We start from the raw sequence: 26,757 nt of genomic DNA on the forward strand, positions 1-26,757 counted from the left end.
AACAGCCACACAAAAAGGCCGGCGATCGTGAGATCACCGGCCTTTGTTTTTTCTGTGCATTCAATTCCTTCCTACCGCACACATCACCTGACGACCGGCCACAAAAACCGCTTGCGATAAAATATTACACGCATCATATTACGATCGTAATCAAAAGCCGCTTCCGACAGGTATTTTTCCATGACCAGCATGCCCACCGTTGCGCCCGACCTGGCTGTCCCGGTGCACACCGTTAAACCTCGCCTGCTCAAGCGCCTGCTCCTGTCGACACTGAGCATCGCGGCGCTGGTGCTGGCTGGACTGTTCGCAACGCACTGGTGGACCGCCGGGCGCTTCATCGAGGAAACCGACGACGCCTACATCGGCGCCAATGTGACGGTGATAGGACCGAAGGTGGCAGGCTACATCGACGAAGTGCTGGTGACCGACAACCAGCAGGTCAAGGCTGGCGACTTGTTGATTCGTCTCGATTCGCGCGACTACCGCGCCCACCTGGCCAAGGCCGAAGGCGCGGTCGCCGCGCAAGAGGCCTTGCTGGCCAACCTCGACGCCACCGAACAACTGCAACAGGCGGTCATCGCCCAGGCCCACGCCGGCATCGATGCTGCCGGTGCGGAAACCGCCCGCTCCCGGGACGACGATGCGCGCTATAAAAAACTGGTCAGCACCAGTGCCGTCTCGGTAGAAAGCGCGCAACGGGCCAATGCCACCTTCAAGACCGCCCAGGCGCAAAGCAACCGCGCCCAGGCAGAGCTGCTAGCGGCGCAGCGCCAGTTGAACGTGATTGCCACCCAGAAACAGCAGGCCCGCGCCGCGTTGATCCAGGCCAGGGCCGAACGCGACCTGGCGCAATTGAATGTCGGCTACACCGAGCTGCGCGCTCCGGTCGACGGCGTGATCGGCAATCGCCGGGCCCAGGTCGGGGCCTATGCACAGGCGGGTTCGCAGTTACTCTCAGTAGTACCCTCCAGCGGGCTGTGGGTCGATGCCAACTTCAAGGAAGACCAACTGGCGCGTATGCTCCCGGGGCAGCGAGTGGTGATTCATGCCGATGTGCTCTCGGGCCAGGCATTCCACGGGTACCTGGACAGCCTCGCGCCGGCCAGCGGTTCGCAGTTCAGTGTGTTGCCACCGGAAAACGCCACCGGCAACTTCACCAAAATCGTCCAGCGGGTACCGGTACGCATCCACCTCGACCCGGCCGACAGCCTGCTCGGCCACCTGCGTCCCGGTCTGTCGGTGACCGCTGAAGTCGACACGCGCAAGGAACCTGAAGCACCCGCCGTGGCCAGCGCACCATGAGCCGCGCCCTCGCCGCGCCCGCGCAACCGTTCAATGCCGCAAGCATGGCGACGGCGACCAAAGTCTTCGCCTTCGCCAGCATGTGCGTCGGCATGTTCATTGCCCTGCTGGATATCCAGATTGTCTCGGCCTCGCTGCGGGACATCGGCGGCGGGCTGTCCGCCGGAACTGACGAAACCGCGTGGATACAGACCAGCTACCTGATCGCCGAAATCATCGTGATCCCGTTGTCCGGCTGGTTGTCGCGGGTGTTTTCCACACGCTGGCTGTTTTGCGCGTCGGCCGTGGGGTTCACCCTCACCAGCCTGCTCTGCGGCGCGGCCTGGAACATCCAGAGCATGATCGCTTTCCGTGCCCTGCAAGGCTTTCTCGGCGGTTCGATGATCCCTCTGGTGTTCACCACGGCCTTCGTTTTCTTCACGGGCAAGCAACGGGTGATCGCTGCCGCAACCATCGGCGCGGTGGCATCGCTGGCGCCGACCCTGGGCCCGGTGATCGGTGGCTGGATCACCGATATTTCGTCCTGGCACTGGTTGTTCTATATCAATCTGGTGCCCGGTGTATTCGTAGCCGTAGCGGTGCCGATGCTGGTGAAAATCGACCAGCCTGAATTGTCGCTGCTCAAAGGCGCGGATTACCTGAGCATGGTGTTTCTGGCGCTGTTCCTCGGCTGCCTGGAGTACACCCTGGAGGAAGGACCGCGCTGGAACTGGTTCAGCGACCACACGATCCTGACCACGGCATGGGTCAGCGGGTTGGCCGGGCTGGCGTTCATCGGCCGGACCTTGCACGTGGCCAACCCGATCGTCGATTTGCGCGCCTTGAAGGACCGCAACTTCGCCCTCGGCTGCTTCTTTTCATTCGTCACCGGAATCGGCCTGTTCGCCACCATTTACCTGACGCCGCTGTTTCTCGGGCGGGTGCGCGGCTACGGTGCGCTGGACATTGGCCTGGCAGTTTTCTCCACCGGGGTGTTCCAGATCCTGGCCATTCCTCTGTATGCCTTTCTGGCCAACCGCGTCGACCTGCGCTGGATCATGATGACGGGCCTTGGCCTGTTCGCGCTGTCGATGTGGGATTTCAGCCCGATCACCCATGACTGGGGGGCCAGGGAGTTGATGCTGCCCCAAGCCTTGCGCGGGATTGCCCAGCAACTGGCGGTACCGCCGGCCGTAACCTTGACCCTCGGGGGGTTGGCACCGGCGCGGCTCAAACATGCTTCGGGGTTGTTCAACCTGATGCGCAACCTGGGCGGGGCCATCGGCATTGCCGCGTGCGCGACCATCCTCAACGATCGCACCAACCTGCACTTCACCCGGTTGGCGGAGAACCTCAACAGCACTAACGAAGCGCTGAATCAATGGCTGTCCCAGGTCGGCAACAACTTCGCCGCCCTCGGCCAGAGCGGTGACGCCGCAGTCACCGCCAGCCTGCACCAGTTATGGCTTTTGACCTACCGCGAAGCCCAGACGCAAACCTATGGCGACGCGTTTCTGATGATCATGGTCTGCTTCATCATCGCCACGGCGATGGTGCCCCTAATGCGCAAGGTGCAACCGCCGGCCGCGCCCAGTGCCGATGGGCATTGAGGCTCAGACTTTTGCGCGCCTGGCACTGACACCGAACAGCCGGCGTGGGGTTTCACCCATCTTGATGGCGTCGGCGGAAGTGGGTGTGGCACCAAGTCAGTCCCCCTGGTGCTCAGCACAAATAGCCAATCTTTCAGAAGTCGAGGACGCCACTGGGTCCTGACAACGCGTTTTTTGGGCTAAACATGACTGCGATCACGCAACCACTGCAAAAACCCCCGTTTCTGCGCCACAACCGGCACATCCTGGGTCAGCGATTGCGCCTTGTGCAACCGGTAATCCAGCAAGGCTTTCATCGCATCATTGATCTCGTGCCGGGCGTCCAGGCACGGTTTGAGGTATTGCTTCTCGATGCGGTACAGGGCGCAGGCGGTTTTTGCGGTAAAGGTGGCGGGCAGCGCGGAATCGGACAGGATGCCGGCCTCGCCGATCACCTCCCCCGGGCCCATGCGACCGGATTCCAACGGCACACCCTGGCGGGTCAGCGTCACTGTGACCACCCCGGATTCAATGATGAACAAATGATCGCTGACCTCCCCCGCCTGCAGAATCGTCTCCCCGGCGCGAAAGGCTTGCAGGGTCATGTTCTGGCTGAAAGTGTCTTTCTCCTCCTGACGCAAGGTGGAGAAAATCGGCGAACTGTCGAGCAGCGCCCGTTGCCGTGACAGCCCGGCCGAAGGAGCGAATTCCTCGCTGGACAACAAACTGACCCCACAAGCCTGCAAGTGCCGATAGGCCAGATCGAACAGTTGGTTACGCACCGAACGTTTCTCGCTCATCGACGCGACGAAGCCGCTGATTTCATACTCGACCCCGGTACTGCCGGAGCTTTTCAGTGCCACACTCGGTGCCGGCTCGTTGAGCAGAAAGCGACAGCCCTGCATGGCCCGCTCCAGGGCGTCGATCACTGTATTGGGCCGTGCATGGGGGCTAAGTACCAGGGAAATGGAAACGCCGAACATATTGCTCGGCCTGCTGAAGTTGATGATCTTGGCCTTGGCCGCCAGGGAGTTGGGGATCACCGCCATGCTGCCCTTGGCGGTTTGCAGGCGCGTGGCGCGCCAGTCGATATCGGTGACCCGGCCTTCAGTGCCGTCTATGGAGATCCAGTCATCGAGTTGATAGGGTTTGGTGGTGTTGAGGACTATCCCGGAGAACACGTCGCTGAGGGTGCTTTGCAAAGCCAGGCCGACGATGATCGCCAAGGCACCGGAGGTCGCCAGCACGCCTTTGACCGGCAGCTCGAGCACGTAGGCCAGGGCCGCGATGACCGCAATCAGGAAGATCACTGCCCCGAGCAGATCCTGCAGCAGCCGCCCGGTGTGCCCTACCCGTTGCATCATGCCCGCGCCAATCAACACCGTCAGGGTTCGCGCAGCAAACAGCCACCAAGCGATCTGCAAGCCAGTGGCCGCCAGGTGCAGGGGCACGTTATCGGGCCAGGGCGCGGGTTCCAGTGGATTGAGACCTTCATTGAACAGCAGCACGCTGAACAGGGCGAAAATCACCACCCGTACGAGCAGTCGCCAGGCGCTGCCCATGGAACTGAGCAAGCGCCACAAGCCCAGATCGATGACGATCAACGTCATGGCGCAGACCAGCGGGTGTTCGGTAAGCAGTGACAGCATCAAGCAACTCCAGCAAGGCCAATACCGCGATGATTGGCCATAGTGTAGGAGCAATTGATTTCGCTGGATGAATACTGCCTGCAAAACACCATGAGCTCCTACAGGGGGACGGGTCAGCCAGCAGGTTTTTAGCGGCAAGCTGATTGGGGGTAGCGGAGATTTTATTTCAGACATAATATCGCAAATAATTACAGCCATAATATCTTCTGCTCTCCGAGGACATGAACATGCAAAGCCCCACCCGTGACGCCACCCTCGCCCAATGGCTCGCACAGGAACAGGCCATGCGCGAACGCCTTGCCGGGCCTGGCAGTTTGTCCATGGCCCAAGTCAGCGCCCTGTCCCCCGCCGAGTTTTTCGAAGGTATAGGCGAAGGCAAACTGCCCTCTCCACCCATCGGCGCGCTGATGGATTTCATCCCCATCGAATGGTCCGCCGGGTTGTTCATCTTTCAGGGCACCCCGGACTCGCGGCATTACAACCCGTTGGGCAGCGTGCATGGCGGGTATGCCGCAACCTTGCTGGATTCGTGCATGGGTTGCGCGATTCATACACAACTGAAAAAGGGCCAGGGTTACACCACCCTGGATCTGCGCATCAGTTATGTCCGGGCATTGACCGGTGCCAGCGGGCCGGTGCGGGCCGAGGGCAAGATTGTCCATCTGGGGCGCTCGACGGCGCTGGCCGAGGGGCGGATTTATGATGTGGATGGGCGGCTGTATGCGACCGGGTCGACGACCTGCATGATTCTTGAGGCTCGCGGGTAAGGGTTCAGACCGAGTCGCCGCCATCGCCGGCAGGCCAGCTCCCACAGGGGATGGTTGCAGGCCATTAACTTAGTGTTCACTGAAGATCAAACTGTAGGAGCGAGCCTGCTCGCGATGAGGCCGGCACATCCAGCGTCACTGGTGACTGACATTCTGCGATCGGCGGTCTTGATCGCGGCCTGCGGCTGACCAGCCCCAAAGGCATTGCGCCGCGCCGGGATTGAACGTCAGTCTTGCTGGAGTCGTTGATCCAGCCGCGTCATGGCTTGCTGCATCTGATCAACGGCGGCGTTGATCAGTGACGCGCTGCCGTCACTGCATGCCCGCTCCAGCTGCTCGCAACAGGCCACCAAGGCGTCCGCGCGGACCATCAGTGCGCCACCCTTGACCCGGTGCGCCAGCTCACGCAATCCAGGGCGGTTACCGCTGGCATGCAAGGCCAACAGGTAAACGCGGTCGTCGCGGTTGGCCAGGGAGATATCGAGCAGCAACTGATCGACCAATTCAGGGTCCGAACCGATGTATCGATCCAGGCCACTCAAATCGAATTCGGCCGGTTCGCTTGAGATGATCTGCCCTGCCCGCTCACCGCTGAAGCGCGTTGCCAACCATGTCTGCAGATCCGTCAGGCGGATAGGTTTGAACAGGCAATCGTCCATGCCAGCCTCCTGACAGCGGACTTTCTCGGCGGCCTGCGCATTGGCGGTAAAGCCCAGAATCAAGGTCGACGGCAGTCTCTGTCGGCGTTCTTCGTCACGTATGGCGCCGGCCAGTTCATAGCCACTGAGCAACGGCATGTTGCAATCGGTGATGACCAGATCGAAATCATGCTCACGCCATTGCGCAAGGCCCTGCACCCCATCCTGCGCGGTTAGAACGCTATGCCCCAGGTAACTCAATTGCCGTGAGAGCAGCAGAAGATTGGCCGGATAATCGTCAACGGCCAGTATGGTCAACGCGCGCGTCGGTCGCGGTGCTGCGTCCTGACAGGACTCGCTGGCGGACAACGGTTGCAGCGCGACCAGATCGAGCCTGATAGCAACTTGAGTACCACGCCCCAGTGTACTTTCGAGCTGCAACTGGCCGCCCATCATCTCGCAGAGCGTGCGGCTGATCACCAGGCCCAGTCCCGAACCCTGCCGACCGGACTGCTGAGTGTTGCCCGCTTGAACAAACGGACTGAACAGACGTTTGCGGTCAAATTCACTGATGCCGATGCCACTGTCTTCGATAATGACGCTGACCGCCAGGTGCGCCGTGGGCCGGGGCTCGACCTGCAGCTTCAGACTCACCTGGCCGGCATTGGTGAACTTGATCGCGTTGTTCAGCAGATTGGACAGAACCTGTTTGAAGCGCGTGGGGTCAAGCATCACATCGCGATCACTGTGCTCGTCAAGTTCAACCCGCCAGCGCAGGTTTTTCTCCAGCGCCAGGCCTTCAAAAACCCGACACACCGACGCCACCAGCGCTCGCAGGTTGACCCGCTCCGGCGCCAGGGACAGATGGCCGGATTCGATGCGGGCGATATCCAGTATGTCGCCGATCAACGCCAGCAACTGTTGCCCTGCATTGGAGGCCACCTCGATGGCGCAACGGTCAGTCACGCCTTCATCGGCGCGTTTCAATGCCAGTTCGAGCATACCGATCAGCGCGTTCATCGGCGTGCGTATTTCATGGCTCATGGTCGCCAGAAATGTGGTCTTGGCACGGTTGGCGTCATCCGCTGCATCCTTGGCTTGCTGCAATTGACCCAGCAATTGCTGGCGCAGACGGATCTGGCGGCGCTGCCAGAGGATCCCGGCCAACGCGAGAAACAGCAGGGTGCCGGCAAAGGCGAACGCCTGGAAAATGGTTTTGCGGTGGCGCAACCAATAGCTCTGCTCCACCATCGAGTCGTAGCGCCAGGGTTGGGTCAGCTTGTCGATTTCTTCGGGAGGAATACTCAGCAGCGCCTTGTCCAGGATCGAATGCAACTCGACGGCCTCGCGACTGGTCGCCAGGGCGCTGCGCGCCGGGTCGGTGCCTACTGTGCTGGTCACTTGCAGCAGATCACGGTATTGGCGCGAAATCAGATAGCGGGCACTGATCAGCGAATTGATGCCACCTTGAGCCTCGCCCCGGGCGACCATTTCCATGGCATCAGACGACAGGGGCGCATCCTTGCACCGAATCAGCGGGAAGTGGTGCCGAATGTACTCACCGGCGATGTTGCCCCGGGTCAACGCCAGGGTTTTTCTTGCCATGTCATCCAGGGTCCTGGGGCTGTCCGGCCCTATGCGGGTGACCAGCACCGACGGGCTGCTGAGGAACGCCCGGGTAAACGACAGCTCGTCTTCACGCTGGGAGCTGAGGCCGATTCCCGCCAGTACGTCGACCTCACCGCTCTTGATGGCGTTGACCATCGCTGTCACCGATTTCATGGCCTGGATGTCAAATTGCAAGCCGGTACGCAGGCTGATTTTCGCCAGCACATCGACGCTGATCCCGCGGTATCTGCCCTCGCCATCGATGAACGAAATCGGTGGGATATCCTCGTTGATCGCCACCCTCACACGCGGGTGATGATCGAGCCAGCGCTGTTCGGCCACGCTCAACTGTAATGAATGAGTTCCCGGGATAGACACTCCGCTAGCCCCCCAACGCAACAGGATGTTCATCTGTTCATTGGCTGAGACGGCTGCCAGCGCCTTGTTGACGATACGCAACAGCGGCTGATTCTCGCGGGCCATTGCGAAGGCAAAGCGGCCGGACTCCAGCGGTGAGAAGTCGGCAAACTGGACGTTATTCAGGTAATTCATGCTGATCAGGTAATGAGCACTGATCGCATCGCCCAGATAAACGTCCGCCTGGCCGAACGCTACCGCGCCCATTGCCGCCAATGTCGAGGGATAAGGCTGTACCTGAGCGTCGGGATAGAACTGTTGCACGCTTCGTTCAGGCAGATAGTGATAGAGGGTCGCCAACTGTTTGCCGGCCAGTGTCGGCTGCGGTACTTCGGATGCATCGGCGCGGATGACCAGCACGGGTTGATCAACCGCATAGGCACTGGACATCTGCAGTTGCGGATCTTCGGCTTCGTAGCGGTTGGCGGTTCCCAGCAGGTCTGCCTCGCCCTCCTTGATTGCCCGCACCGCTTCAGCGCGTGATGGATAGCGATGAACGTCGATCTCCACGTTCAACAGCTGCTGCAGTATTCCAGCGTAATCCCCCGTCACCCCTTCGAACACCTTGCCCGCGGAGTTGAACTCGAACGGTGGATAATCCGGAGCGGAGACAGCCAGCACCAACCGTTGTTTCTGGTGCAGCCAGCGCGATTCGGCTTCCGACAGCCTGATGGCCACGCCTTCGACGTCCGAGCGACCCAGCAACGTCAATGTTTGCGGCTGTGCCCAGGCAGTCGACGTGCAGAAAAGAAAGCCCGACAACACCGGGCCCGACAGGCCTCGAAAAATTTTCATTCAGATCAGATGATTGCGCAGGGCGAAATCGCGCAAAAGCACCAGCGATCGCACATTGAGCTTGTCAATCAACCGGGATTTGTAGGTGCTGACCGTTTTGTAACTCAGGTGCATGATCTCGGCGATTTCATTGTTTTTTGATCCCCGGGCCAGATGCTGCAGAATGGCCAGTTCGCGGTTGGAGAGGCTGTCGATCAGTTCCTTTTCGCTGCGTTGCAATGACCCCATCGACACGGAGATCGAATCCAGCTGGGCAAAATAGGTGTAACCGGCCATCACGGATTTCACCGCGGCTTCCAGATCTTCCAGACTCCTGCTTTTGGACACATAAGCGGCAGCACCGGCACGCATGCACCGCTCCTGATAATGATCAGGCGGCATGGAAGTGAACACCACCACCCGGCAACGCGCTTGTTCCGCCTTGAGGCGCGCCAATATATCCAGCCCGGCCATATTCGGCAGGTCCAGATCCAGCAGCATGATGTCCGGTCGATGTTCACGAATCATCGCCAGTGCTTCATCGCCGCGGGTTGCTTCATATATCCGATCGAATCCCGCGCCCCTGAGGACGAGTTTGATCATCCTGCAAACCACCGGATGATCTTCCACAATCACCGCTGTCTTCGTGGAACTCATGGAAATTTCCTGTGCAAAACTCCACGACTGAGCAGAAAAACGCCCGGGGCATGGCCGTAAATCGTTGCCACGGCTGCGCGGGACTCTTGCATGGAAGGGTGGATAAAACTACCTGTCAGAAATGACAGTTCCGACGAATGGTAGCCTGGGATCAACAGCTGCCATCAGCTTCTGAACGCAAGACAAATCAGGCAGTTCGGCATGACTTATCCAGACCGTCTGCCCAATACAGTCCGGGACTGCAGCCAGTTGTGCCTGGCGGCCATCAAAGATGAAGGCATGCCGAACCTGATGGTTATCGATGAAAAAATCCGGCAGATTCAACGACCCGTCTGCCATCGAGCTATTGATGAGCACCAGATCGAAAGGCTGGCTGCCGTATTCCGTCAGCCGCAGAAGCTCTTCGAGGCTTTGAACCGGGGCCACAGCAAAATAACCGAGCTGGTTGAACAGCCGTTCGATTCTCATGCAGTTAAAGTGCTGCACGTCGGCGATCAGGATTCGTAGCGCGTGATTCGGCAACGGGACCTCCATTGGAATGTCGGAACTCAACAAGGCGCAAAGGCTACGCAAGCCCGTTACAATTTTCTGTAGGACTATTCCTAAATGCCAACCGGTTAGTCTGATGCCAGCCCGTCAAGGGCAAGCGCGTCTCACGCCGGCCATTGGCGGTCCACACGATTGCCGAGTCCCATTATTCGGTGGTGCTCGGACTCCAGAATGCCTGCACCACCAGCGTCGACATCGAGATCCTTGTCACCAGCGCATCGAGTTCATCGCCATCCACCGAAGTGGTTGCCAGCGTGGCCTGGATCTGGATTTCGTCTGCACCGAAGGCATGCACATCGACATCACGGGCCGGGTAATTGCTGCGTTCCAGTTCGGCTTCGAGCAAGACCAGAACGGCTTTGTGCTGCGAGCGCCGGGCGATCACATAGACGATGTTGGTGACCTCGGCTGAAATCACATCCAGCGGCTGACGGTTGATGTTGTTGACGATCGGGCGCAACAAGGTGTTTGCCGCCAGTACGAACAGCGTGCCCAGCAGCGCCTCGGCCAGCAGGTCGGCACCGGCACAGGCACCCACCGCGGCCGACGTCCAGAGGGTAGCGGCAGTGTTGAGGCCGCGCACATTGCCCTCTTCGCGCATGATGACCCCGGCACCGAGAAAGCCGATGCCCGACACCACATAGGCCACCACTCGCACCGCGCTTTCGGCACCGCCAAGACGATTGGCCATATCGACGAATATCGCCGCGCCCACCGCCACCAGTACGTTGGTGCGCAGGCCGGCAGTGCGCTGCCGGTACTGGCGTTCGAATCCGATCAGGCCGCCGAGGATGAAGGCCGCACTGAGGCTGACCAGGGTGTCGAGCAGTGAGGTCAGGTTGATGTTGTTGATGGCTTGCATGAATACGGCTCCTGGAGTGTCGGAAAACCGTCGAGCAGGTACGTCCACGCCGCTGCCGCCGCAACTGCCGGCAAGGCAAGGCCTGGCGCGCCGGTCACGAATGACAGGCGTGTCGACAGGTGTGAGAGCGACCGGAAAAGTCGAAACCACACGCTGATCAGCGTCGATGAGAAGGACGTTGGAACACGACCAGGATTGGCCGCGATCGGGATGCCGCTGCTCGCTTGTCGGCGAGACAACGGCACAGGAGACTGCGCGTTATCTTGCCGAGAATGCGCCGGTTACCGGGACCGGCCGACAACTGTCACTCGAACAAGTACCCACTGTGGGTCTCCGTGATTGATGAAAACGCGCGAAGCTTACGCCCCGATGTTTGGAGAGTAAACCCGTTGGAAATGCCTGCTGGGGGAATTGCGGGGTTCTTCAGGAAGGGTTCAGGTAAATCAAAAAATAGTCCGAACGGCGGTGCCCGCGATGCCGACGCTACTCAGTTCCTGCACTCTGACAACACCACCTGACAGGTTCTCGGCGTACCACCGGAGCGCCCGGCATAACGTATGCAGTTATTCAGGGATTTCTGCCTCGCGATGCTCAAGGTAGAGCCCCACGCCAGACCACCCTCGCCAGCAGTCGGTAGCGCCTTGGCATAGCAACTTGAGCCGATGCTCGAGGACGCATGGCGAGCAGTTTTGCCTGCACAGCCTGCGGTCAGCGCCAGGCTGATCGCGAGCAGTGAAGACAGGCCCCATGACGAGCATTGCCATGCTGTTTTTCCGCTCATCCCGTTTTCCCTGAAGCTGGAGGCTGGAGGCGTACCAGTGCCTGTGCGCTAGCGACTGTGCGCGGCATCCGCCAGTTGCCCGGTGTCTACCCTTACAAAAATCGAGTCGCCAACGGCCGTAAGTACGTCCCCTGCGTAGACCTCGCAGATGACGCGGGTTTTGCGGCCGACTTCACCTTCCACTTTCGCCCGCAACGTCAGTGGTACGCCCATGGGCGTCGGCTTGATGAACTTGATGCCAAGGTTGCCGGTGACACAATTGATACGCGGCAGGCTGGCGACTTCACGCTGTTCCATGCGGTAGTGCCAGGCCATCGCCGCCCAGTTCGAATGACAATCGACCAGCATCGCGATCAGTCCGCCGTAGACCAGATCCGGCCAGCCGCAATACTTGGCATCCGGCAAGTATTGCGCCACGACATGCTCGCCGTCCTCATGCCAATAGCTTTTGATGTGAAGCCCGTGGGGATTGCTGCTGCCACAGCCGTAACAAACGCCGTCGGGCGCCGCGCTGTCTTGCAGGGAGGTGTCGAGCCTGGACATACCTTGATCATCCTTAATAATGTGAACCAATGCCTTCGGATTCTAACGCTGAATCGATTGCCGCGAGCGCTCGAATTCCAACCCGCCCCATCACGCTCGATCAGCGGCTACGTTTAACCGAACGTGTGATCGCAGAGGAGACGCAGCATGGACCGATACACCGGTGGTTGCCTGTGCGGCAATGTCAGGATCGAGGCGACAGGACAGCCCTACCGGGTCGGCCTGTGTCACTGTCTCGACTGCCGCAAGCATCACGGCGCGCTGTTTCACGCCTCGGCGATATTCCCTCAGGAGGCGGTGACGATCGAGGGCGAAACCCGCGACTACGCCGGACGCTTTTTTTGTCCGCGCTGCGGCTCGTCGGTTTTCGCCCGCAGCAACGATGAAGTCGAAGTGAACCTGGGATCCCTCGATACCCCTGACCAGCTCAAACCTACTTACGAAAGCTGGATCATCCGCCGCGAGTCCTGGTTGCCGCCCTTCCCGCTGACTCGACACTACGAGCGCGATCGTGAGGGCACAGGACGCCTTGAGGAGTAGTCCGCCTGGCCTCAGAGGTGGTCCGCATCAATCACCGCCTTGGCGAACGCCTGCGGATCCTCCTGGGGCAGGTTGTGACCGATGCCGCCATTGATCAGCCGGAACTCGTATTTGCCGGTGAAACGCTTGGCGTAGTCCTCGGGAGCCGGGTGCGGGGCGCCGTTGGCATCCCCTTCCAGGGTGATGGTCGGCACGCTGATGGACGGCGCGGTGGCCAGTTTCTGTTCCAGCGCTTCGTACTGGCTCTCGCCCTGCACCAGGCCCAGGCGCCAGCGGTAGTTGAACACGGTGATATCGACATGGTCGGGATTGGCCAGCGCCTTGGCACTGCGGTCGAAGGTGGCGTCATCGAATACCCATTTGGGTGACGCCAGCTGCCAGATCAATTTGGCGAAGTCATGGGTGTTCTTCTCGTAACCGGCGCGACCGCGGTCGGTGGCAAAGTAAAACTGATACCACCACTGCAATTCAGCCTTGGGCGGTAACGGGTTCTGGCCCGCCGCCTGATTGCCGATCAAATAACCGCTGACCGAGACCAGCGCCTTGACCCGTTCCGGCCACAGCGCAGAAACGATGTCGGCCGAACGTGCGCCCCAGTCATAGCCACCGAGCACAGCCTGCTTGATCTTCAGTGCATCCATGAAGTCGATGACGTCGCTGGCCAGCGCGGCCGGCTGGCCATTGCGCAGGGTTTTCGCCGAAAGAAAGTGCGTATCGCCGTAACCACGGGCATACGGCATCAACACTCGATAGCCCTTGGCTGCCAGCAAGGGCGCGACCTCATCATAGCTGTGAATGTCATACGGCCAGCCATGCAGAAGGATGACCACCGGGCCATCGGCCGGACCTGTCTCGGCGTATGCCACGTCCAGCAGCCCGGCGTTGACATGCTTGAGCGGGCCAAAGGGAGACGCAGCGGCACTGGTGCTGCCGGCGCTGCTCTGGGCTGGCTGTGCGGTTGCAGCCGCTTGCACATGGGCCATGCCAAGAGCGCCGAACAGACTGAACGCGAGCATCGTGTAGCCGACCAGACGGCGGCGGGGTTTAGCGGTTTTGTCGTGCTGCAGTGCCATCTTCATGCTGAAGTCTCCGTTGCAAGCCGTCGGCCAGGGGCTCCGATTGATCCCTGTAAACCTTGCCGACATTTGAACGCGGCGACGTATCCGGCGTGTGTCGCAGCGCGGGCCGGGTGCAAGCGGGTGTATCGAGTGCTGGTGCAGACACAGTGTGATACACGGCAAATAATCTGCGGGGCCGCTGTTGCCGGCACTACTTCACCGACTAGCCCTGGATATCCCCACAGAAAATATCGATGTTGCCGTCTGGTGCCGACGTTCGCACGAGGATGTAGTAACCACCGGAAAGCAGGGCGGGCAACGCGATCGGTGCGCTTCTTGAAAACGTCCAGCCACGTATTGGCTGGCGCTCTGTGTTGACTTGTTCATTCATCGCAAAGGCGACTGGCCCCGGTTGCTGACAACTGCCTTTGTTGATGAAGGAATAGAGGCGCAAGGGCAATGTACCGCCGCCAGGAACACCACTGATAAAGAAGCTGAGCCCGGTTTTATTGTCATAGGAAGACAAGGCTACATTGCCGATCTGGCCGCTGTTCTGCCGGGTGGCAACCAGGGGAATGGTCACGCTCTGGCTTGATGATGTGGCACAGCCGAACAGACAGGTCGTGAGCATGAGTGCTGCGAGCGGGTTGCTGAATTTCATCGCCAATCTCCTCGGTTGAAGAACTGCAATGGAAGATTGGGTATAGCTCACTATTAACTTGCAGGCCGTGAGCACTATCCGGAGCAGCGGGCCTGCATGTGTTTGCACTCATCCACGTGACACCGAATCGACAAGCCATTCCTGCAGTTGTGGCGAGTAACAATTGGCGGATTGCAGACACCTCGTCAGGTGTTTTTGGCAGAGGCCAGATAATAGGCAACCAAAGCATTAGCGTGACCATGCCCCATACCGTGCTCGGTCTTGAGCCAGGCAACCATTTCCATATGCTTCTTGCCACTGACTGTATTGAGCAGCGCGAGCCAGTAGCTAATCGGGTGTCCATATTTCTTTTCGATTGACGGGAAATATGAAGCGGGTCCTTTGGTTTTGGTGTCTTCGGTCACGATACAAACTCCCTTTCTGCTTAACCAGACGCCATGTCATGGCGCGTTTATTGGTCACTGGCAAGCGCCCAATCGCGCTTCTGGTCGACATTTTAGTCTAAGTGCACCCACGTCTCCTGGCGTAGTTGGCTCCGTTGCGTGCCAGTTCTACACGTTGCGAGATCAGGGACATGCTTAGGCCTTTACTGTTGTGCCTACAGGGGTGTCAGTCAGGCTTTTGGTGATCTGTTCCGTCAGTTGCCAGAGCATTCACGCAGAGGGTGTTCGGTGCCCGACAGTACGCACCGCGTAAATCCTCAATGACCTGGTTGATCGAAGGCCCTTGAATGGCTGGAGGTTGCGGACGTTCCCCGAACTCGCGCCAAATGAACAGTGTCAGCTCCGCGCCATCAGTGATTGACGCGGCATTCTCGATCGAGGCGAAGGTCTCCAGCAGCCGGTATCTGTGATCCTTCCAGAACAGTTCTTCAACCCAGTGATAGACAGGAATGAAGTGGAAATGGATGGGGTAGCCAGGGTCATGACCGAATCGACTGATATAGAGCCATTTCGGTTTCAGCCGGGTTTCGAGGGTTTTCTGAATTGTCGCGAACAGGCCACCCAGTTCAGCCAGGGCATCGGCCGGCAGGTCGGCCAATGAGCTGACATGCTCCCTTGCCCCCAACATCAGATAGCCAGGAAGCGCGGATGACATGTGGTGATTGAGTATCCAGTGGGCAGTCTGGTGGATGATGAATTTTGGTGCCACTTCCATGGTGATGTCCGTGATCGATCGATCCCGCAGAGTACCAAGGCATCGCTGCAGAGTTTGTTAAACGTTGTCCCACAGCACGCGTGCAAGCAAGCGGCACCCGTCACCCACTGATTGCCAAAAAAAATGCCCCGATCTCTCGACCGGGGCATTTGCTTGTAGCTTGTAGCTAGCAGCTGCTTTTAGTGCGATACCGCCCCACTCGCGCCTAGACCGGTCTGCGAGCGAACGAATTGCGGGAAGAACAGCGCCCGCTCGTTATCAGCCGCGGTCGACTTGTCGGTAATCGAGAAGAACCAGATCCCGACAAAGGCAATGATCATCGAGAACAGCGCCGGGTACTCGTACGGGAAGATCGCCTTCTCGTGATGCAGGATCTGCACCCAGATGGTTGGGCCAAGGATCATCAAGCCCACAGCGCTTACCAGGCCCAGCCAGCCGCCGATCATCGCACCGCGAGTGGTCAGCTTCTTCCAGTACATGGAAAGCAGCAGGACCGGGAAGTTGCAGCTCGCCGCGATGGAGAACGCCAGGCCGACCATGAACGCGATGTTCTGGCTTTCGAACAGGATGCCCAGGCCGATCGCCAGTACCGCCAAGGCGATGGTGGTGATTTTCGAGACGCGGATCTCATCTTTCTCGTTGGCCTTGCCCTTCTTGATCACGCTGGCGTACAGGTCGTGGGACACCGCTGAAGCACCGGCCAGGGTCAGACCGGCAACCACTGCCAGGATGGTCGCGAACGCTACCGCCGAGATGAAGCCCAGGAAGATGCTGCCACCGACCGCGTTGGCCAGGTGCACCGCCGCCATGTTGTTGCCGCCCAACAGCGCGCCAGCCGCATCCTTGAACGCAGGGTTGGTGCTGACCAGCAGGATCGCGCCGAAGCCGATGATGAAGGTCAGGATGTAGAAGTAGCCAATGAAACCGGTTGCGTAAAGTACGCTCTTGCGAGCTTCCTTCGCGTCACTCACGGTGAAGAAGCGCATCAGGATGTGTGGCAGGCCAGCGGTACCGAACATCAGCGCAAGCCCTAAGGAGAACGCCGAGATCGGATCTTTCACCAGACCGCCCGGGCTCATGATCGCTTCACCTTTAGGGTGAACCTTGATCGCCTCGGAGAACAGAGCGTTGAAGTCGAAGTTGACGTGCTTCATCACCATCAGCGCCATGAAGGAAGCGCCGGACAGCAGCAGGACAGCCTTGATGATCTGCACCCAGGTGGTCGCCAGCATGCCGCCGAACAGTACGTACATGCACATCAGGATACCGACCAGGATCACCGCAACATGGTAGTCAAGACCGAATAGCAACTGGATCAGCTTGCCGGCACCAACCATTTGCGCGATCAGGTAGAACGCCACCACCACCAGCGAACCGCAAGCGGACAGCGAGCGGATCTGGGCTTGCCCAAGGCGGTAGGACGCCACGTCGGCAAAGGTGTATTTACCCAGGTTACGCAGGCGCTCGGCGATCAGGAAGAGGATGATCGGCCAGCCCACCAGGAAGCCGATCGAGTAGATCAGGCCGTCGTAGCCGGAGGTGAACACCAGCGCGGAAATACCCAGGAAAGACGCTGCGGACATGTAGTCACCGGCAATCGCCAGACCGTTCTGGAAACCGGTGATCTTGCCGCCCGCCGCGTAATAGTCGGAGGCCGACTTGTTTTTCTTGGACGCCCAGTAAGTGATGCACAGGGTCGCGCCAACGAATGCGACGAACATCAGAATTGCGGAAATGTTGAGCGGCTGCTTCTGCACGGCGCCGGTCAGGGCGTCAGCCGCCCAGGCGCCCGGTGCGAAGGCTGCGATGCTCAATAGAGCCATTAGACGACGGATCATTGCTGAGCCTCCTTGAGAATCGCATTGTTCAGGTCGTCGAATTCGCCGTTGGCGCGTCGCACGTAGATACCGGTCAGTATGAAAGCCGAAACAATCAGCCCGACACCGATCGGTATGCCCCAGGTAATCGATGACTCAGGGCTGAGCTTCGCCCCCAGTACATGCGGCCCGTAGGCAATCAATAGGATGAATCCGGAGTAAAGCCCTAGCATGATCGCCGAAAGAATCCAGGCGAATCGTTCCCTCTTGCTAACCAGCTCCTTGAAGCGCGGGCTGTTTTGAATCGAGAGGTAAATGCTGTCGTTCATTGTTTTTATCCTCGCAGCACAGATTAAGTTGGAACGATATCCACTGTATGCGGCTGCGAGCCAGGTTCCAGACGACCTTAGTAGTAGAACGACATGACGTACTCGCCAATTTCAAGCATGTCCCCAAACAACTGTGGGAGCGGGCTTGCTCGCGAAAGCGGTGTGTCAGTCAATACCGGGTCAACTGACACATCGTATTCGCGAGCAAGCCCGCTCCCACAGGGTGAAGCGAGCAGGTGTTGGTTGAGGGTTATTTGATCCAGTCAGCCACACGCTCAGGGTGTTTGGCCACCCAGTCTTTCGCTGCGGCATCAGGCTTGGCACCGTCCTGGATCGCCAGCATGACTTCGCCGATTTCATCCTTGGACGCCCACTGGAAGCTCTTCAGGAACTTGGCGACTTCCGGTGCTTTGGTTGCCAGTTCCTTGCTGCCGATGCTGTTGACGGTTTCAGCCGCGCCATAGACGCCTTTCGGGTCGTCGAGGAAGCGCAGCTTCCATTTGGCGAACATCCAGTGCGGTACCCAGCCGGTGACGGCGATGGATTCGTTTTTCTTCTCGGCACGGGTCAGTTCGGCAATCATGCCGGCGCCGGAACTGGCCTTGAGTTGATAACCGGTCAGTTCGTAATCCTTGATGGCCTGCTCGGTCTTGAGCATCACCCCTGAACCGGCGTCGATACCGACGATGCGATTCTTGAAGCTGTCATCGGTTTTCAGATCGGCGACAGACTTGGCCTTGACGTACTCCGGCACGATCAGGCCGATTTTTGCGTCCTTGAAGTTCGGCCCGTAATCGACGACCTGGTCCTTGTTCTTGGTCCAGTATTCGCCGTGGGTCACCGGCAGCCACGCCGACAGCATGGCGTCGAGTTTGCCCGTGGCCACGCCCTGCCACATGATCCCGGTGGCGACCGCCTGAAGTTTCACGTCGTAACCAAGCTTCTGCTTGATCACCTCGGCCGCGACATGGGTGGTCGCAACGCTGTCGGACCAACCATCAACGTAACCGATGGTCAGGGTCTTGCTCTCGGCATTGGCGAATGTGGAGCCAATCGCAAGTACCAGAGCGGCACCTGCGCCTAAAAGTCGTCGCATCTTCATCGTTACTTCCCCGAAAGTGCTGCGCTCGACGGGTGCCGAGTCGCTTCAAAGCCTTGTTGTGGTGCACAGCGCCCCCATCACGCCCCATTGCAAACTCGACCGGACATCAGCGGAGTACTGACACTGCGATCATCAACCTCAGGCCCTTGGGGACCTGCTCTGCCAGCGACCTCAAGGCATCGAGAAGCGACATCAGAAAGCCATTAACCTGAAAGCCGCCACACACCCCGGGCAATCCGCCCGAACTTTGCATGTCAAAATCGTGCGAGCCACCAGCCGGGCGGAAATTGCAGGTAACATGCGCCGCTTTGCTCCCACACGGCCTGACCATGTCCGCGAAATCCCGTTTCCCTTTTTTTGCTTATCTATTCGCCTGCGCACTGGGGCTGTTTGCCCTCGGTGGCTTCTGGTACGGCCTCGGTAAACCGCTGGTCCTGCCGGACGTCGCCAGCGCGTCGCACAAGCTGCAATGCGCGTCCTATACGCCGTTCGACAAGGACCAGTCGCCGTTCGATCAGCCGTTCAAGTTGCGACCCGAGCGCATGGATGCCGACCTCGCCTTGCTGGCGACCCGCTTCGCATGCATCCGCACCTACTCCATGACCGGCCTCGAAGCCCTGCCCGACCTGGCGCGAAAGCATGGCTTGAAGCTGATGATCGGCGCTTGGGTCAACAGCAATCCGGTGGACACCGGCAAAGAGGTCGACCTGCTGATCGCTTCGGCCAACGCCAACGCCGATGTGGTGACTTCGGTGATCGTCGGCAACGAGACCCTGTTGCGCAAGGAAGTGACCGGCGCGCAATTGGCCGCGCTGATCAACAAGGTCAAGAGTCAGGTCAAACAGCCTGTCACGTATGCCGATGTCTGGGAGTTCTGGCTCAGGCACCCGGAAATCGCCTCGGCCGTGGACTTCCTGACCATCCATTTGCTGCCGTACTGGGAAGATGACCCTTCGAACATCGACGCCGCCCTGCACCATGTGGCTGAAGTGCGTCAGGTGTTCGGCAACAAGTTCGCGCCCAAAGACGTGATGATTGGTGAAACCGGCTGGCCCAGCGAGGGTCGTCAGCGCGAAACCGCAGTGCCGAGCCGGGTCAATGAAGCGAAGTTCATTCGTGGTTTTGTCGCCATGGCCGAGCAGCAGGGCTGGCACTACAACCTGATCGAAGCCTTCGACCAGCCATGGAAACGCGCCAGCGAAGGTGCGGTCGGTGGTTATTGGGGGCTATACGATGCAGACCGCCAGGACAAGGGCGTGCTGGCCGGGCCGGTATCGAATGTGCCGTACTGGTCGCAGTGGCTGGTGGTGGGCAGTGTGATCTTCCTTGCAACGCTGGTCCTCGGCGGCCGCGTGCGCACGACCCGTGCCGCTCTGATTCTGCCCCTGCTCGGCGCATTGGCGGCGTGCTCGATTGGCGTCTGGGGCGACCTGGCACAGGTGACCACCCGGTTCACCAGTGAATGGATGTGGGTCGGGTTGCTGACGGGGTTGAACCTGCTGGTGCTGGCTCACGCTGCGTTGGCGCTGAGCCCTCGCAGCGGTTGGCGCGAGCGTGGGTTCAATACCCTGGAGCGTCGAGCCGGCTGGCTGGTGGCAGCGGCAGGCTTCGCCGCCGCGGTGCTGATGCTCGAACTGGTGTTCGACCCACGCTACCGCAGCTTCCCGAGCGCCGCATTCATCGTCCCGGCGCTGGTCTACCTGTGCCGACCGGTGAGCGTGCCGCGCCGGGAGATCGCCCTGCTGACTTTCATCATTGGGGCCGGCATTGCGCCGCAACTGTTCCAGGAAGGTTTAAACAACCAGCAGGCCTGGGGCTGGGCACTGGTGAGCGGGTTGATGGTTGCCGCATTGTGGCGCTGCTTGCGGGTTCGCAAGGTTTAACCTTCAACATTCGCCAATTTTTTGTAGCGGGCTCGCAACCATAGGGGTCTTGCAGATCCCTGTGGCGCGGGCCTGCTGCGGATGACACTGCGGGCATGAGCCCGCCCGAAAGCCTCGCGCCCTACTGCGCCAAATGAACTCTCGAGCGCCCCGGCCAGTCAGCTGATTAGGCACTCGGCTCCCGGAGTTTCGCGGCAATGGCTGATCATCATCCCGAACGACAAAGCCCCATCGACGCCCACGGCATCATCGGCGACATGCGCAGCGCGGCGCTGGTCAACGACAAGGGCAGCGTAGACTTTTTCTGCTGGCCGGAATTCGACAGCCCATCGATCTTCTGCTCGCTGCTAGACAGCCCCGACGCGGGTATCTTCCAGCTCTCGCCGGATTTGCCCGACGCCCGCCGCGAACAGATCTACCTGCCTGACACCAACGTACTGCAAACCCGCTGGCTCAGTGACCAGGCAGTGGTCGAAGTCACCGACCTGCTGCCCATCGGCGACACCGAGGATAATTTGCCGCTACTGATGCGCCGCATCCGCGTGGTCAGCGGTCGCGCCACCTTCCACGTGCGTTGCGCGGTGCGCCATGACTATGCCCGTGCCCATACCCTTGCGCGCATAGATAACAAAGATGTGATCTTCGAGGCTGCCGGCCAGCCGTCCCTGCGGCTGTGGTCGGATCAGGCGTTGAGCCTCGACGAAAACGTTGCGCTCGGCCAGTTCACCCTCGAACAAAACCAGACGAGTGAATTCCTGCTCGGCGCCATCGACGATCCACGCGTCAAGGAAGGCGCTGCCGAACTGTGCCTTGCGCGCACGCTGAAGTTTTGGCGCGACTGGATCGGCCAGTCCAGCTATCGCGGCCGCTGGCGGGAAATGGTCAACCGTTCGGCGTTGGCCTTGAAGCTGCTGACCTCGCGCAAACACGGGGCCATCCTCGCCGCCGCCACCTTCGGCCTGCCGGAATCCCCCGGTGGAGAGCGCAACTGGGACTACCGCTTCACCTGGATCCGCGACGCATCCTTCACCGTGTACGCCTTCATGCGCCTGGGCTTCGTCGAAGAGGCCAACGCATACATGCGCTGGCTGCGTGGGCGGGTCAGCGATTGCCAGGGCAGGACGAAGAAACTCAACATTTTGTATGCCATCGATGGTCGTCAGGAGCTGCCGGAGATCGAACTCGCGCATCTGTCCGGCCACGGCGGGGCAAAACCGGTGCGCATCGGCAATCAGGCCTACGAACAGGTCCAGCTCGACATCTTTGGCGAATTGATGGACGCGATTTACCTGGTCAACAAATACGGCGAAGCCATCTCCCACGAAGGCTGGAAACATACCATGGAGGTCATCGATCAAGTCTGCGAAAGCTGGGAGCAGAAGGACGTCGGCATCTGGGAGATGCGCGGCGAACAGTACCATTTCCTGCATTCGCGGCTGATGTGCTGGGTGGCACTGGACCGGGCCATTCGTCTGGCATCCAAACGCTCGTTGCCCGCGCCGTTCGCTCGTTGGGACCAGACCCGCCAGGCGATCCACGCCGACATCTGGGAAAACTTCTGGGACGAAGAACGCGGGCATTTCGTCCAGCATATCGGTGGCGCCGGTCTGGATGGCTCGATGCTGCTGATGCCGCTGGTGCGTTTCGTCAGCGCCCGCGACCCGCGCTGGCTGGCGACCCTCGATGCCATCGAAAAAAGCCTGGTGCGTGACGGCATGATCTATCGCTACCGCAACGACGACAGCCAGATCGACGGCCTGCCCGGCACCGAAGGCGCCTTCGCCGCCTGTTCATTCTGGTACGTCGAATGCCTGGCCCGCGCCGGCCAGATCGACAAGGCCCATCTGGAGTTCGAACAACTGCTGCGCTACGCCAACCCGCTGGGGTTGTACGCCGAAGAATTCGACAGCCACGCCCGGCACATGGGCAACACACCGCAAGCCCTGACGCATCTGGCGTTGATCAGCGCGGCGTGTTTTCTGGATCGCAAGTTGAGCGGCGAGAAAAGCTTCTGGCAGCCGTGAGCGCGTAGTCAATCCGGGTACCACCAATCCACAGATTACAGCCCTGCCCATTTTAAACAAAACCGTCGCTGAATAGCCGTAAATACCCGGTTGTCAGTCGCAGGTTCCCCACCTAACATCAAAGCTCAACGGGTACAGCGGAGCTGTCCAACAACACCCGAATTCAAGGAACCAGAATGACCCAACGAATCCATCGCAGCATCGACACCCCGCTTCGCTCCGGTTTAAACCGCGAGCAACTGTGGGACGACCACGACAAGGGCCTGATCAAATGCTGGGAAGTCGGCCGCCAGCGCGCCGCCCGCTTCCCGGATCTAGCCCGCCAATGCCTCGCCGGCGAACTGCCGGTGCTGGGCTGGAAAGGTGGCGTCAGCCGCAGCCTGAAGAAACTCGAAAAGTACGGTTCCCTCAAGTACCTCGCCCAATGGCAAGGCTTGCGCGGGGAAGATCTGGATGTTGACCTGAGCCAGGAACGGGCACTGACCTGTTCGCGCACGGGGATGGTGGTGACGTTTACACCGGATCGGGCGAAGTACTTCAATCAGGTGGCCGAAGTCGAGGTAACTGCATCGGTCTGAGGCCGCCGTTCCGAGCGGTCCAGTAACAGTCCCAGCCGGACTGATGCGAAGCTCACAGCATTACTGGATCTACTGCAGCGCTGACGGAAAACCGCTCGCGATAGGCCTGCGGTGTCACGCCCATGGCGCGCAGGAAACTGCGGCGCAGGGTTTCTTCGCTGCCGAAACCGCATTGCAGGGCCAGGCGTTTGATCGGCACGCCAGTGTCGCTGAGCAAACGCCGCGCGGTTTCGACGCGAATCAGTTCGATGGCCCGGGCCGGGGTCTGGCCGGTATCGGCGCGGTAGTGGCGCACGAAGCTGCGTTCGCTCATTCCGGCCTGCTGGGCCAGGGTTGCAATGCCCAGGTCTTTGTTGAGATTTTCACTGATCCAGAGATGAAGTTCGTCGAAACGCTTGCCTTTTTGCTGCAACGACAGGGTGACGCTGAATTGCGATTGCCCGCCCGGGCGCTTCAGAAACACCACCAGTTGCCGGGCGACTTCCAGGGCCATATTGCGCCCAAGGTCTTCTTCGACCATGGCCAGTGCCAGGTCGATACCCGCCGTAACTCCGGCGGAGGTCCAGACCGGGCCGTCGTTGATGAAAATGGGATTGGGCTCGACCTGCAATCGCGGGTGCTGCTGTGCCAGTTGCTCGCAGCGGGTCCAGTGGGTCACGACGCGCCGGCCATCGAGCCAGCCGCTGGCTGCCAGCAGAAACGCCCCGGTGCACACGGAGGCTACTCGTCGGCAATAACCGGCATGTTTACGCACCCACGCCACCAGCGACGCATCGTCCGCTGCTGCGTAGACACCCCAGCCTCCGGCGATGATCAGAGTATCGCTGCCATGTTCGGGCAACGGCTGCGCCAGCATTCCCAGGCCCGCCGACGACAGCACCGCCCCGCCGCCACTGGCAATTACCGATGGCACATAGGGCTGCGGCAGCCCTTGCTGGCGGGCAATGTCGTTGGCCGAGGCAAATACCTGCAATGGCCCCGTGACGTCGAGTAACTGCACATTGGCGAAGGCGAGTACGTGAATGTTCTTGGGCATTTGGCGTAATTCGTGGGGATATTGGCGTATACGCCAAAGCCTACGAGCCTAAAGTCAAACCGTCCACCCACTTCAAGAGAAAAGAGCCATGACCTTGCAGATCGGTTTTCTGTTGTTCCCCCAAGTTCAGCAACTGGACCTGACCGGCCCTTACGATGTGCTGGCTTCGCTACCGGATGTGAAGGTGCACCTGATCTGGAAGGATCTGCTGCCGGTCACCGCCAGCACCGGCCTGCTGCTGAAACCGACGACCACCTATGACCAATGCCCGGCGCTGGACGTGATCTGCATCCCCGGTGGCAGCGGTGTCGGGCCATTGATGGAAGATGACGAAACCCTGGATTTCATCAGGGCCCAAGCCGCCCACGCCCGCTACATCACCTCGGTTTGCACCGGCTCGCTAGTACTCGGCGCCGCGGGGTTGCTCAAGGGCAAGCGCGCCACCACCCACTGGGCCTATCACCAACTACTCGCGCCGTTGGGGGCGATCGCGGTGCAGGATCGGGTGGTGCGCGACGGCAATCTGTTGACCGGTGGCGGCATTACTGCCGGCATCGATTTTGCCCTGACCCTGGCGGCGGAATTGTTCGACCAGCACACTGCCGAACTGATCCAGCTTCAACTGGAATACGCCCCGGCTCCACCGTTTGCGGCGGGTAGCCCGGAAACGGCGCCCGTCGGCGTGCTGGAGGAAGCGCGTCAGCGGGCCGCCAGTTCATTGAAATTGCGTACGGAAATTACCGAACGTGCAGCGGCGAAACTCGATCGACAATGAGTCAATCATGACTTGCAGGCTCGCTCCCCCAAGGGCATGTTTCGACAGAACAAAAAAACCCGCCGAAGCGGGTTTTTCCAAGACCATGACGACTCCTTGTCGTGGCATTCCTTGCCTATGGCCGATCCTCCATGATCCTGAGCACATCCTGTGCTTCAGTGGGTGAGGCCAGAATACGCATAGGATCCAATCTACAACAGACGAAATCGCTACCACTGCGTGTAAGACATTCGCTATAAGCCACCTTCCGAAAACCCTTAGATGCCACAGGCAACCAACCTGAAAGCCACGAATTCAGCGACAGGGCAGGCGGCCTTGTGCTCGCGCCCCAACACAGGGGTGAACAGGTCGCCATCAGCCACCTTGATGCTCGTGGGATTTGGCGAATTCGAGCAAAAACTGCTCGATATTGTTCATCTGCTCTTCCCAACCACGGCTGTCCATGCGGAACGCTTTCAGACGACGATGTTGGGGAATGTGGTCGAAACCCGATTCGGTCACCTTGAGCAAGGTGCCTTCATCCATGTCTTCGAGCTCAAACTTCACCAGGGTCGTGGGCTCCTGGGAATAATCGACTTCCGGCTCTACCGCATAGGGATGCCAGCGAAACGAAAACAGCCGCTCTGGCTCGACCCGCTCCACCAGTACGTTCCAGCGTAAATGCTCATAACCGGGATAGGTGATCTGCCCCTGGGTCCATTCACCCGCAACAAAGCGCTTGCCCTCCAGAGCGACACCAAACCATTGCCCGAACACTTCGGCATTGGCCAGTACACGCCAGACCTGAGAACGCTTGGCGTTGAGCAGGATTTTCCTTTCGATGCGATCAGATGCTGGGTTCATAAGTCACCTCCTGTACTGAACAGTAGGTCAGTAAGACCATAAGACCAACCCTGACGTTGTAACAGTCGGGATTGGCAATCAACCATGCCTGAAATATTCGGCCGATTTTCCGGCGATAAGTTCGGGTGATGGACGAGTCTGTCGACACTGCAATCTGTTCGCCCTTCGCTACACTGCCCTCAACTTTACCTGTCACAGCGAGCCAATCCCCATGTACTCACGCTTTTTTGCGGTAGTGGCGCCCCTGTTGTTCAGCCCCATGGCCTTTGCCTTTGCCTTGGACTGCGACAACGCCAGCGACCAGGCGACGATGAACCAGTGCGCGGCGCAGCAGCATGCGGCGGCCGACAAGGAGTTGAATGCGCTGTATCAGCAGATCACTGCGCGACTCAAAGGCAACCCCGACAGCAAGCAACTGCTGGTGGGGGCGCAGCGGGCGTGGGTTGCGATGCGCGATGCCGAGTGCAAGTTCGCGGCGTCGGGTGTGGAGGGAGGGAGTGTGTATCCGCTGATCTACAGCAACTGCATTACGGAGTTGACCAAGGCGCGGGTGCAGACTTTCAAGAACTACCTCAAGTGCCAGGAAGGCGATATGAGTTGCCCGGTGCCGGGGGGGTGATATGGGGTAACCATAGATGTAGGAGCGAGCAGTCTCCGGGCGGCGTTCCGACGAAGAACGTCAACGATGACGCAGTCTGTCTGGCCCCCCGTGGTGTCCTGGCGCTCTTCGCGAGCGTGCTCGCTCCTACAGGGAAAAGCACCACAAAAACAAAACCCCTACCTGCATACGCAGATAGGGGTTTCGGAATTTAATCTTGACGATGACCTACTCTCACAT

Annotated in this window: 25 protein-coding genes; 9 read left to right on the forward strand and 16 right to left on the reverse strand. The window is 59.7% G+C overall.

Features of this window, described 5'->3' with window-relative positions; genetic code table 11:
* Nucleotides 1-180 precede the first annotated feature (180 nt).
* Nucleotides 181-1,302, forward strand: coding sequence for an HlyD family secretion protein (locus AC07OG_RS11255; protein ID WP_495067050.1), 1,122 nt, complete (start codon nt 181-183; stop codon nt 1,300-1,302).
* Nucleotides 1,299-2,891 carry a DHA2 family efflux MFS transporter permease subunit gene (locus tag AC07OG_RS11260; protein ID WP_495067051.1) on the forward strand — a complete coding sequence of 531 codons (1,593 nt, stop codon included), beginning with the start codon at nt 1,299-1,301 and terminating at the stop codon, nt 2,889-2,891. Before AC07OG_RS11255 ends, AC07OG_RS11260 begins: the two co-directional genes overlap by 4 nt.
* A 179-nt stretch (nt 2,892-3,070) precedes the next feature.
* Here the strand turns inward: AC07OG_RS11260 and AC07OG_RS11265 are convergent, their stop codons facing one another.
* Complete coding sequence (locus tag AC07OG_RS11265) at nt 3,071-4,519, reverse strand: mechanosensitive ion channel domain-containing protein (protein WP_495067052.1); 1,449 nt, start codon at nt 4,517-4,519, stop codon at nt 3,071-3,073.
* A gap of 227 nt (nt 4,520-4,746) precedes the next feature.
* On the opposite strand from AC07OG_RS11265, the gene AC07OG_RS11270 reads away from it, so the two are divergent.
* Nucleotides 4,747-5,286 (forward strand): PaaI family thioesterase, encoded by a 540-nt coding sequence (locus AC07OG_RS11270; RefSeq protein ID WP_060539917.1) that lies wholly within the window; start codon nt 4,747-4,749, stop codon nt 5,284-5,286.
* Nucleotides 5,287-5,513: 227 nt separating this feature from the next.
* On the opposite strand, the gene AC07OG_RS11275 is transcribed toward AC07OG_RS11270, so the two are convergent.
* The 6 genes from AC07OG_RS11275 to AC07OG_RS11300 form a co-directional block, all read right to left on the reverse strand.
* Nucleotides 5,514-8,744: a transporter substrate-binding domain-containing protein gene (locus tag AC07OG_RS11275; RefSeq protein WP_495067053.1), complete on the reverse strand. Its 3,231-nt coding sequence runs from the start codon at nt 8,742-8,744 to the stop codon at nt 5,514-5,516.
* Entirely contained in the window at nt 8,745-9,380 is a 636-nt protein-coding gene (locus AC07OG_RS11280) for a response regulator transcription factor (RefSeq protein ID WP_060539893.1), read from the reverse strand.
* A 108-nt stretch (nt 9,381-9,488) separates the two neighbouring features.
* Nucleotides 9,489-9,902: an ANTAR domain-containing protein gene (locus AC07OG_RS11285; RefSeq protein ID WP_082457459.1), complete on the reverse strand. Its 414-nt coding sequence runs from the start codon at nt 9,900-9,902 to the stop codon at nt 9,489-9,491.
* Between the two features lie 172 nt (nt 9,903-10,074).
* On the reverse strand, nt 10,075-10,791 hold the full coding sequence (locus AC07OG_RS11290) for an MgtC/SapB family protein (protein WP_060539895.1): 717 nt from the start codon (nt 10,789-10,791) through the stop codon (nt 10,075-10,077).
* Nucleotides 10,792-11,278: 487 nt separating this feature from the next.
* Complete coding sequence (locus AC07OG_RS11295) at nt 11,279-11,572, reverse strand: hypothetical protein (protein ID WP_082457457.1); 294 nt, start codon at nt 11,570-11,572, stop codon at nt 11,279-11,281.
* A gap of 48 nt (nt 11,573-11,620) precedes the next feature.
* The gene (locus AC07OG_RS11300) at nt 11,621-12,115 is read right to left on the reverse strand and encodes a PaaI family thioesterase (protein ID WP_060539896.1); all 495 of its coding nucleotides are present in this window, start codon (nt 12,113-12,115) and stop codon (nt 11,621-11,623) included.
* Nucleotides 12,116-12,262: 147 nt separating this feature from the next.
* Between AC07OG_RS11300 and AC07OG_RS11305 the strand changes: the two genes are divergently transcribed.
* Complete coding sequence (locus AC07OG_RS11305; protein ID WP_495067054.1) at nt 12,263-12,655, forward strand: GFA family protein; 393 nt, start codon at nt 12,263-12,265, stop codon at nt 12,653-12,655.
* An 11-nt stretch (nt 12,656-12,666) separates the two neighbouring features.
* Here AC07OG_RS11305 and AC07OG_RS11310 read toward each other — a convergent pair whose 3' ends face one another.
* The 7 genes from AC07OG_RS11310 to AC07OG_RS11340 all read right to left on the reverse strand — a co-directional run bounded on the left by AC07OG_RS11310 (nt 12,667) and on the right by AC07OG_RS11340 (nt 18,780).
* Nucleotides 12,667-13,734, reverse strand: a complete 1,068-nt coding sequence (locus AC07OG_RS11310; protein ID WP_495067055.1) for an alpha/beta fold hydrolase — start codon at nt 13,732-13,734, stop codon at nt 12,667-12,669.
* Between the two features lie 202 nt (nt 13,735-13,936).
* Nucleotides 13,937-14,374, reverse strand: a complete 438-nt coding sequence (locus tag AC07OG_RS11315; protein WP_060539899.1) for a hypothetical protein — start codon at nt 14,372-14,374, stop codon at nt 13,937-13,939.
* A 185-nt stretch (nt 14,375-14,559) separates the two neighbouring features.
* On the reverse strand, nt 14,560-14,778 hold the full coding sequence (locus tag AC07OG_RS11320) for a DUF4287 domain-containing protein (protein ID WP_060539900.1): 219 nt from the start codon (nt 14,776-14,778) through the stop codon (nt 14,560-14,562).
* A 205-nt stretch (nt 14,779-14,983) separates the two neighbouring features.
* Entirely contained in the window at nt 14,984-15,532 is a 549-nt protein-coding gene (locus AC07OG_RS11325; RefSeq protein ID WP_495067056.1) for an HIT family protein, read from the reverse strand.
* Nucleotides 15,533-15,711: 179 nt separating this feature from the next.
* A complete protein-coding gene (locus AC07OG_RS11330; RefSeq protein WP_495067057.1) occupies nt 15,712-17,370 on the reverse strand; it encodes a cation acetate symporter in 1,659 nt (552 codons plus the stop codon).
* Nucleotides 17,367-17,678, reverse strand: a complete 312-nt coding sequence (locus AC07OG_RS11335) for a DUF485 domain-containing protein (protein WP_060539902.1) — start codon at nt 17,676-17,678, stop codon at nt 17,367-17,369. The genes AC07OG_RS11330 and AC07OG_RS11335 overlap by 4 nt, the downstream gene beginning before the upstream one ends.
* Nucleotides 17,679-17,928: 250 nt before the next feature.
* Nucleotides 17,929-18,780, reverse strand: coding sequence for a glycine betaine ABC transporter substrate-binding protein (locus tag AC07OG_RS11340; RefSeq protein ID WP_060539903.1), 852 nt, complete (start codon nt 18,778-18,780; stop codon nt 17,929-17,931).
* Between the two features lie 287 nt (nt 18,781-19,067).
* Between AC07OG_RS11340 and AC07OG_RS11345 the strand changes: the two genes are divergently transcribed.
* The 3 genes from AC07OG_RS11345 (at nt 19,068) to AC07OG_RS11355 (ending at nt 23,265) form a co-directional block, all read left to right on the forward strand.
* Nucleotides 19,068-20,663, forward strand: coding sequence for a glycoside hydrolase family 17 protein (locus AC07OG_RS11345; protein WP_495067058.1), 1,596 nt, complete (start codon nt 19,068-19,070; stop codon nt 20,661-20,663).
* Between the two features lie 197 nt (nt 20,664-20,860).
* Nucleotides 20,861-22,687 (forward strand): glycoside hydrolase family 15 protein, encoded by a 1,827-nt coding sequence (locus tag AC07OG_RS11350; protein ID WP_495067059.1) that lies wholly within the window; start codon nt 20,861-20,863, stop codon nt 22,685-22,687.
* A 176-nt stretch (nt 22,688-22,863) separates the two neighbouring features.
* Nucleotides 22,864-23,265, forward strand: a complete 402-nt coding sequence (locus tag AC07OG_RS11355; RefSeq protein ID WP_060539907.1) for a hypothetical protein — start codon at nt 22,864-22,866, stop codon at nt 23,263-23,265.
* A gap of 52 nt (nt 23,266-23,317) precedes the next feature.
* On the opposite strand, the gene AC07OG_RS11360 is transcribed toward AC07OG_RS11355, so the two are convergent.
* Nucleotides 23,318-24,301, reverse strand: a complete 984-nt coding sequence (locus tag AC07OG_RS11360) for a GlxA family transcriptional regulator (protein WP_495067060.1) — start codon at nt 24,299-24,301, stop codon at nt 23,318-23,320.
* A gap of 88 nt (nt 24,302-24,389) precedes the next feature.
* Here AC07OG_RS11360 and inhA point away from each other — a divergent pair, with 88 nt between their 5' ends.
* Nucleotides 24,390-25,076, forward strand: coding sequence for an isonitrile hydratase (inhA, locus tag AC07OG_RS11365; RefSeq protein WP_495067061.1), 687 nt, complete (start codon nt 24,390-24,392; stop codon nt 25,074-25,076).
* Nucleotides 25,077-25,430: 354 nt separating this feature from the next.
* Here inhA and AC07OG_RS11370 read toward each other — a convergent pair whose 3' ends face one another.
* Nucleotides 25,431-25,919, reverse strand: coding sequence for an SRPBCC family protein (locus AC07OG_RS11370; protein WP_060539910.1), 489 nt, complete (start codon nt 25,917-25,919; stop codon nt 25,431-25,433).
* A 211-nt stretch (nt 25,920-26,130) separates the two neighbouring features.
* On the opposite strand from AC07OG_RS11370, the gene AC07OG_RS11375 reads away from it, so the two are divergent.
* A complete protein-coding gene (locus AC07OG_RS11375; RefSeq protein ID WP_495067062.1) occupies nt 26,131-26,538 on the forward strand; it encodes a lysozyme inhibitor LprI family protein in 408 nt (135 codons plus the stop codon).
* Nucleotides 26,539-26,757 lie beyond the last annotated feature (219 nt).

The organism is Pseudomonas sp. GW821-FHT09H03, from assembly GCF_059415945.1.

What these genes read in the sequence shown, in the direction of transcription:
- AC07OG_RS11255 (WP_495067050.1), top strand. Translation starts at nt 181, where the DNA reads ATGACCAGCATGCCCACCGTTGCGCCCGACCTGGCTGTCCCGGTGCAC.
- AC07OG_RS11260 (WP_495067051.1), top strand. Translation starts at nt 1,299, where the DNA reads ATGAGCCGCGCCCTCGCCGCGCCCGCGCAACCGTTCAATGCCGCAAGC.
- AC07OG_RS11265 (WP_495067052.1), bottom strand. Translation starts at nt 4,519, where the DNA reads ATGCTGTCACTGCTTACCGAACACCCGCTGGTCTGCGCCATGACGTTG.
- AC07OG_RS11270 (WP_060539917.1), top strand. Translation starts at nt 4,747, where the DNA reads ATGCAAAGCCCCACCCGTGACGCCACCCTCGCCCAATGGCTCGCACAG.
- AC07OG_RS11275 (WP_495067053.1), bottom strand. Translation starts at nt 8,744, where the DNA reads ATGAAAATTTTTCGAGGCCTGTCGGGCCCGGTGTTGTCGGGCTTTCTT.
- AC07OG_RS11280 (WP_060539893.1), bottom strand. Translation starts at nt 9,380, where the DNA reads ATGAGTTCCACGAAGACAGCGGTGATTGTGGAAGATCATCCGGTGGTT.
- AC07OG_RS11290 (WP_060539895.1), bottom strand. Translation starts at nt 10,791, where the DNA reads ATGCAAGCCATCAACAACATCAACCTGACCTCACTGCTCGACACCCTG.
- AC07OG_RS11295 (WP_082457457.1), bottom strand. Translation starts at nt 11,572, where the DNA reads ATGAGCGGAAAAACAGCATGGCAATGCTCGTCATGGGGCCTGTCTTCA.
- AC07OG_RS11300 (WP_060539896.1), bottom strand. Translation starts at nt 12,115, where the DNA reads ATGTCCAGGCTCGACACCTCCCTGCAAGACAGCGCGGCGCCCGACGGC.
- AC07OG_RS11305 (WP_495067054.1), top strand. Translation starts at nt 12,263, where the DNA reads ATGGACCGATACACCGGTGGTTGCCTGTGCGGCAATGTCAGGATCGAG.
- AC07OG_RS11310 (WP_495067055.1), bottom strand. Translation starts at nt 13,734, where the DNA reads ATGAAGATGGCACTGCAGCACGACAAAACCGCTAAACCCCGCCGCCGT.
- AC07OG_RS11315 (WP_060539899.1), bottom strand. Translation starts at nt 14,374, where the DNA reads ATGAAATTCAGCAACCCGCTCGCAGCACTCATGCTCACGACCTGTCTG.
- AC07OG_RS11325 (WP_495067056.1), bottom strand. Translation starts at nt 15,532, where the DNA reads ATGGAAGTGGCACCAAAATTCATCATCCACCAGACTGCCCACTGGATA.
- AC07OG_RS11330 (WP_495067057.1), bottom strand. Translation starts at nt 17,370, where the DNA reads ATGATCCGTCGTCTAATGGCTCTATTGAGCATCGCAGCCTTCGCACCG.
- AC07OG_RS11335 (WP_060539902.1), bottom strand. Translation starts at nt 17,678, where the DNA reads ATGAACGACAGCATTTACCTCTCGATTCAAAACAGCCCGCGCTTCAAG.
- AC07OG_RS11340 (WP_060539903.1), bottom strand. Translation starts at nt 18,780, where the DNA reads ATGAAGATGCGACGACTTTTAGGCGCAGGTGCCGCTCTGGTACTTGCG.
- AC07OG_RS11350 (WP_495067059.1), top strand. Translation starts at nt 20,861, where the DNA reads ATGGCTGATCATCATCCCGAACGACAAAGCCCCATCGACGCCCACGGC.
- AC07OG_RS11355 (WP_060539907.1), top strand. Translation starts at nt 22,864, where the DNA reads ATGACCCAACGAATCCATCGCAGCATCGACACCCCGCTTCGCTCCGGT.
- AC07OG_RS11360 (WP_495067060.1), bottom strand. Translation starts at nt 24,301, where the DNA reads ATGCCCAAGAACATTCACGTACTCGCCTTCGCCAATGTGCAGTTACTC.
- inhA (WP_495067061.1), top strand. Translation starts at nt 24,390, where the DNA reads ATGACCTTGCAGATCGGTTTTCTGTTGTTCCCCCAAGTTCAGCAACTG.
- AC07OG_RS11370 (WP_060539910.1), bottom strand. Translation starts at nt 25,919, where the DNA reads ATGAACCCAGCATCTGATCGCATCGAAAGGAAAATCCTGCTCAACGCC.
- AC07OG_RS11375 (WP_495067062.1), top strand. Translation starts at nt 26,131, where the DNA reads ATGTACTCACGCTTTTTTGCGGTAGTGGCGCCCCTGTTGTTCAGCCCC.